Source organism: Cobetia sp. 3AK (assembly GCF_029846335.1).
GTDB classification, from domain to species: domain Bacteria; phylum Pseudomonadota; class Gammaproteobacteria; order Pseudomonadales; family Halomonadaceae; genus Cobetia; species Cobetia marina.
Genome location: NZ_JARWKR010000017.1, coordinates 42,907 through 49,194, shown reverse-complemented (window position 1 = coordinate 49,194; position 6,288 = coordinate 42,907). Strand labels below are relative to the sequence as shown.

The following is a 6,288-nucleotide window of genomic DNA, read 5'->3' as shown; positions in this document are numbered from 1 at the left end:
CGCCCAGCGAAGTGTCGCCCAGCGAAGTGTCGCCCAGCGAAGTGTCGCCCAGCGAGGCGGCAGCGCCGGGCAAGACACCGGATCTGCGCCTGGCCATCGATGTCTCGGGCAGCATGAAGCACAACGACCCGGCCAATCTGCGCGCCAGTGCGCTGGATCTGCTGGTGACGCTGTTGCCGGAGCGCTCGCATGCCGGGGTATGGGGCTTCGGTGAGCAGGTGCAGTCACTGCTGGCGCTGGGGGCGGTGGATGCCGGCTGGAAGCGGTCTGCCCGCGGACTCGAGAGCCGTCTCGACGACTATGAGCAGTACACGGATCTGGAGGCGGGCCTGCGCGCCGCTGCCCAGGGAAATGATGCCGGCGTGGGTGGTGATGCACCGCGTCAGATCATCCTGCTCTCCGATGGCATGGTCGACCTGCGTGAGCCGAGCACCCGCAAGGCCGCCGCGGACAGCGCCTCGCGTCAGCGCATCACGGATGAGCTGACGCCGCAGCTTGCCGCCCACGACATCACGGTGCATACGGTGGCGCTGTCGCGCAATGCCGATGTGGATCTGCTTCAGCAGATCGCGGACGGTACCGGCGGCCTGGCGACGGTCGCCGAGAGCCCGGAAGACCTGTTGCGTGCCTTCCTCGCGGCGCTGGATCGCATCGTCCCCGGTGAGCAGGTACCGCTGAACGACAAGCGCTTCGTGATCGATGACAGCGTGCAGGAATTCACCGCCCTGGTCTTCCACGGCCCCGATGATCGCTCGCCGGTGCTGATTTCGCCGCAGGGCCAGCGTTACCGTCTCGCCGACCAGGCGTCACTGCCGGAAGGGGTGCGCTGGGAGCACCAGCCGCGTTATGACCTGATCACCGTGACGGACCCCCAGACCGGCAAGTGGCAGCTCGAGGGTGAGGTGGGGGCCGATAGCCGCATCACGATCGTCTCGGAACTGGCATTGGTATCACGGCCCCTGCCTGCCACGCTCTATCGTGGTTTCGACTACTCGCTGACCGCATCGCTGGTCGATGGCGCGCGCGCCGTCAATGATGAGGACTTCCTGGCGACGCTAGATGGCAATGCACGTCTGGTGCCGGAGCAGGACGTGCAGGAGGGAGAAGGCGCGGCGGAGGATGTCACCACCGCGCAGCAGCGAGGCCTTGAGCGTGACGGCGCCGACTTCCATGTCGACATGCCGGCCCCCGACCAGCTCGGTGGCGCCCGCCTGACCCTGACCGTGATGGGCTATCGCGACAATGCCTCCTTCGCGCGCCAGCTCAGTCAGCGTACCAGCGTGGTGGACCCGCTGCTGGTCGAGCCCGTCGGCGCTGACCCGCGTACCGGCAAGTCGCCTGACGCGCTGGAAGTCAGTGCGCGTCATCCGCTGCTCAATACCGCCAACACGCGTCTGGTCGCGACGCTGCATGGGGAGGCCCTGAGCGTGGCGGAGGATGGCGAGCGGCAATGGCGCATCGACCTGCCGCCCCTGGACTCGGATGTCCAGGCGGATGTGCAGATCAGCGCGCGTCTCGCGCTCGACGGAGCTCCGCCGGTGCTGGACCTCGCGCCCTATACCCTCAATGCGGACGCGGCGCGTCGGGCGGCCAATCTGGATCGCACGCCCATCGAGGGGGAGCGCTTCGGTGAGATCGAGGGGCTGGATCAGGCCGGGGAAGATGCGCCGGAAGACCTCAATGCCCTGTTGATGAAGGGCCGTCTGCCCATCGACAAGATACCGGCGTTGATCGGCCAGTGGTTCGAGGGCGCTTCCGACTTCGCGCGCCAGGAAGCCGGCTCTGCCCGGAGCCGCATGATCGCCTATGCCGTGGCCGGTGCATTCGGCCTGCTGATGCTGATCCTGCTGGTGCGCCGCATGACACGCAAACCGACCCGACGGGAGGAACCCCATGTGTGAGCTGCTTGGCATGAGTGCCAATGTTCCGACCGATATCTGCTTCAGCTTCGCGGGCTTTCTGCAACGCGGGGGTGGTACCGGCCCGCACCGCGATGGCTGGGGTATCGCCTTCTATGAAGAGGGTGGCTATCGCGAATTCCGTGACCCGCACCCTTCAGTGGATTCGCCCATCGCGCGGATGATTCTCGACTATCCCATCAAGTCACAGATGGTGATCAGTCATATCCGCCAAGCCAATGTCGGCCAGGTGACGTTGGCCAATACCCACCCGTTCACGCGGGAGTTGTGGGGGCGCCAGTGGTGCTATGCCCACAATGGGCAGCTGGCGGACTGGCAGACGCTTCCCTTGCCGTACTATCGCCCCGTGGGCAGCACGGACAGCGAGCACGCCGCCTGTTTCCTGCTCGGCGAGATCCGCCGTGCCTTCCCGGAACCGCCCTCTCGCTGTGAAGACCTGTGGCGTCACCTGCATGCCCAATGCGAGCGTCTGCGCGCGCTGGGGGTCTTCAATCTGCTGCTCTCCGATGGCGTGCATCTCTACGCCTACTGCTCCACCAAGCTTGCGCACATCACGCGCCGAGCGCCCTTCGGGCAGGCGAGCCTCACCGATTTCGAGATGAGCGTCGACTTCCAGCAGCACACCACCGATGCGGATGTGGTGTCGGTGATCGCCACCGACCCGCTGACCGACAACGAGCAATGGCAGCGGCTGCTGCCCGGGCAGCTGGTCGTGTTCCGGGAAGGTGAGCTGGTCGCCAGTCTTGGCGGTGAGTTGCCGCTGAGTCAGGAAGAGCAGGGGCAGGCCGAGAGCGGGGCGGTCGATCGCACCGCCACCGCGCGTCGCAAGCCGGACTGGCTGGCCTCGGACCTGAGTTGCTGATGCCTGAGCGCTAGAAAAGTCGTTCGATCGCCAGACACACGAAGGGCCGCAATCGCGGCCCTTCGTGTGTCTGGCTTCCCGGTCTTCACTGACGTTTGCGGTCAGCGGCAGGCATCAGATTCAGCCTTCGACATCATCGAACATGCCGGCGAACATCGGCGAGGACAGGTAGCGTTCGCCACTGTCCGGCAGGATGACGACGATGGACTTGTCGGCGTAGGCCGGGTCTTCGGCCAGGCGCAGTGCCGCGGTCATCGCCGCACCACAGGAGATGCCGCACATGATGCCCTCTTCCTGCATGATGCGACGCGCCATGGCCATGGCGTCTTCGCTGACCACCGACTCGACGCGGTCGATCAGCGTCAGATCCAGATTGTCGGGGATGAAGTTGGCACCGATCCCCTGGATCTTGTGCGGTGCCGGGGTGATGGGCTCGCCCTTGAGGCGCTGGGCAATGATGGCCGATTCCGCCGGCTCTACCGCCACGGCTTCCAGCGTCTGGCCACGCACCGTCTTGAAGTAGCGTGCGATACCGCTGATGGTACCGCCGGTGCCGACCCCCGCGACCAGCACGTCCATGTCGCCGTCCAGCGCATCCCAGAGCTCAGGGCCGGTGGTTTCCTCATGGATGCGCGGGTTGGCCGGATTGGAGAACTGCTGCGGCAGGAAGTAGCGCTCCGGCTCGGCCTTCTTGAGTTCGCAGGCCTTGTCGATGGCGCCCTGCATGCCCTTGGCGGGGTCGGTCAGCACCAGATTGGCACCCAGTGACTTCAGCACCTTGCGGCGCTCCATGCTCATGGAGGACGGCATGGTCAGGGTGACGGGGTAGCCACGCGCCGCACCGACGAAGGCCAGCGCGATACCGGTATTGCCGGAGGTCGGCTCGACGATCTCCATGCCCGGCTTGAGCTCACCGCGCGCTTCCGCATCCCACACCATGCTGGCACCGATCCGGCATTTGACGGAGAAGGCCGGGTTGCGGGCTTCCACCTTGGCGTACAGGCGCGGGTGGCGGCTGAGGCGGTTGATCTTGACCAGCGGTGTATTGCCGATGGCCTGTGAGTTGTCCTGGTAGATCTTTGCCATGGGGAAATCTCTCTGATCGATGAACAGTGACATGAGTGACGAGAAACAGACGCCGGGCATGCGGCTGCCACTGGCGTTCTGTGTGGATGGGCTTCAGAGTAAGAGGTAGCGCGTCGCGATTCAAAGGCCTTGAGAGCATAACGACATGTCAGCGTCGTCAGGGCCCCATGTGATGCATGCCGTCATGGCCGACAGCAGTCGATTCCCGTAATGTGAACGATGGTTTCAATCGATCGTTTTACAATCTCGAGACGGCTGGTTAAGGTAGCCTGACAGCATGAGAGGGTGGGGTGGAGTGCCATCTCGGCATCCCCCGTCATTTCCTGTGTGTCCGTCCAGCTGCGGACACCACGTCCCGATAACAACAAGTGTTGCGATCACTCGCGAGGGCTGTCGTCAAGCAGCCGCCAGCGGTCTCCACCGCCTCTCGGGGAATGCACCAGACGAACGATGCCATGGAGCCAAGTGCCATGCGTGATGCCAATCCTGCCGCCCCTGCGGCAGCCCATGATCCGCACCAGTCAGGCTCGGCAGAGGCCGCCGATTCCCTGATTCTCAGCGGTGAGCCGTTGTCCGGTCTCGAGGAGTACCCCTCGATTCTGGAGGTCTTCGAGGCCAGCTGCGCCAACTATGCCGAGCGTCCGGCCTTCAGCTGCATGGACAAGACGCTGAGCTACGCCGATGTGGATCGCCTGTCGCGCGACTTCGCCGCCTGGCTTGAGCATGAGACCGGCCTTGAGCCCGGGGATCGCATCGCCATCCAGCTGCCGAACCTGCTGCAGTTTCCGGTGGCCGTGTTCGGGGCGCTGCGTGCCGGTCTGGTGGTGGTCAACACCAACCCGCTCTACACCGAGCGTGAGATGCAGCACCAGTTCCATGACTCCGGCGCACGCGCCATCGTGATTCTGGCCAATATGGCAGACAAGCTCGAGAAGGTGCTCAAGCGCACGTCCATCGAGGAGGTCATCATCACCGAGATCGGTGACCTGCATGATTTCCCCAAGCGCCCGTTGATCAACCTGGCCGTACGCTACGTCAAGAAGATGGTGCCGAAGTACCATCTGCCCGACGCCCACTCGCTGCGCAGCGTGCTCAAGCGCGGCGCGGGGCTCTCGCACACGCGTGTCACGCGAGAGGCTGACGACATCGCGGCACTCCAGTACACCGGCGGGACCACCGGGGTCGCCAAGGGCACCATGCTGACGCACCGCAATCTGGTGGCCAACATGCTGCAGGCGCGCGGTGTGATCAGTGATGTGCTCAATGAAGGCCAGGAGGTGCTGATCGCGCCGCTGCCGGTCTATCACATCTATACCTTCACGGTGAATTGCCTCTACAGCATGGAGAGCGGCAACCACAGCGTGCTGATCACCAATCCCCGTGACATCGATGGCTTCATAAAGACGCTGGCCAGGACACCGTTCACCGCCTTCGTCGGCCTCAATACGCTGTTCTCGGCGCTGTGCCAGCGCGATGATTTCAAGGCGCTGGACTTCTCGAGCCTCAAGCTGACCATCTCCGGCGGCATGGCCCTGACGCGCAGCGCGGCTGAACGCTGGGAAGCCGTCACCGGCTGCCCGATCGCCGAGGGCTACGGCATGACCGAGACCTCGCCCATCGTCAGCTTCAACCCCCCGCGTGAGCTGCAGCTGGGGACCATCGGCAAGCCGGTGCCCGGCACCGAACTCAAGGTGGTGGATGCCGAGGGCGTGACGCTGGGGCGTGACGCGCCGGGTGAGCTGTGCGTGCGCGGTCCCCAGGTGATGAAGGGCTATTGGCAGCGTGATGACGCCACGCGTGAGGCGATGGATGACGAGGGCTTCATTCGCACCGGCGATATCGCGGTCATCCAGCCGGATGGCTTCGTGCGCATCGTCGATCGCAAGAAGGACATGATCATCGTCTCCGGGTTCAACGTCTTCCCCAACGAGATCGAGGACGTGGTCAGCGGGCATCCGGATATCGTCGAGGCCGCGGCGGTCGGTGTGCCGGACGAGCAGAGCGGTGAGGCGATCAAGCTGTTCGTCGTGTCCAGCAACCCGGATCTCGACCGCGACAGCCTGCGCAGCTGGTGCAAGGAGCAGCTGACCGGCTACAAGGTGCCGCGTTTCGTCGAATTCCGCGATGAGCTGCCCAAGACCAACGTGGGCAAGGTGCTGCGCCGTGAACTGCGTGACAGCGACGACGAAGGAGGCAATACCCCGGTGCGCGAGACCTGAATCCCGGCGTTGAGACGGACCGCCGGCATGAGCGGGCGGCCACCAAGGTTGGGCGTGGCTACGCGCGGGGCTACAATGGACGGCCCGTCACTCGTTGGCGGGCCGTTTCGTCATTCAGGTCTCGTGGCTCGCTGCCCTGTGCAGTCGGGCGAGAGGCTGAGTTCCCGAGAGTATCCGGCTGCGCGCGTGGCGTGTGGTCGCT

The 6,288-nt window shown here is 64.8% G+C and carries 4 protein-coding genes; 3 read left to right on the top strand and 1 reads right to left on the bottom strand.

Annotated elements, in window-relative coordinates; translation table 11 throughout:
* Positions 1-1,901, top strand: a 1,901-nt coding sequence (locus tag QD228_RS16875; protein ID WP_279876116.1) for a VWA domain-containing protein, incomplete at its 5' end; no start/stop codon positions are given.
* Complete coding sequence (locus tag QD228_RS16870; RefSeq protein ID WP_077379264.1) at positions 1,894-2,781, top strand: class II glutamine amidotransferase; 888 nt, start codon at positions 1,894-1,896, stop codon at positions 2,779-2,781. The genes QD228_RS16875 and QD228_RS16870, both read left to right, overlap by 8 nt.
* 120 nt (positions 2,782-2,901) lie before the next feature.
* On the opposite strand, the gene cysK is transcribed toward QD228_RS16870, so the two are convergent.
* Positions 2,902-3,867, bottom strand: coding sequence for a cysteine synthase A (gene cysK / locus QD228_RS16865; protein WP_077379423.1), 966 nt, complete (start codon positions 3,865-3,867; stop codon positions 2,902-2,904).
* Between the two features lie 470 nt (positions 3,868-4,337).
* On the opposite strand from cysK, the gene QD228_RS16860 reads away from it, so the two are divergent.
* The gene (locus QD228_RS16860; RefSeq protein WP_077379266.1) at positions 4,338-6,086 is read left to right on the top strand and encodes an AMP-binding protein; all 1,749 of its coding nucleotides are present in this window, start codon (positions 4,338-4,340) and stop codon (positions 6,084-6,086) included.
* Positions 6,087-6,288: the final 202 nt, after the last annotated feature.

Excerpts from the sequence above, each read along its gene's own strand:
- QD228_RS16860 (WP_077379266.1), top strand. The coding sequence starts at position 4,338 with ATGCGTGATGCCAATCCTGCCGCCCCTGCGGCAGCCCATGATCCGCAC.
- QD228_RS16870 (WP_077379264.1), top strand. The coding sequence starts at position 1,894 with ATGTGTGAGCTGCTTGGCATGAGTGCCAATGTTCCGACCGATATCTGC.
- cysK (WP_077379423.1), bottom strand. The coding sequence starts at position 3,867 with ATGGCAAAGATCTACCAGGACAACTCACAGGCCATCGGCAATACACCG.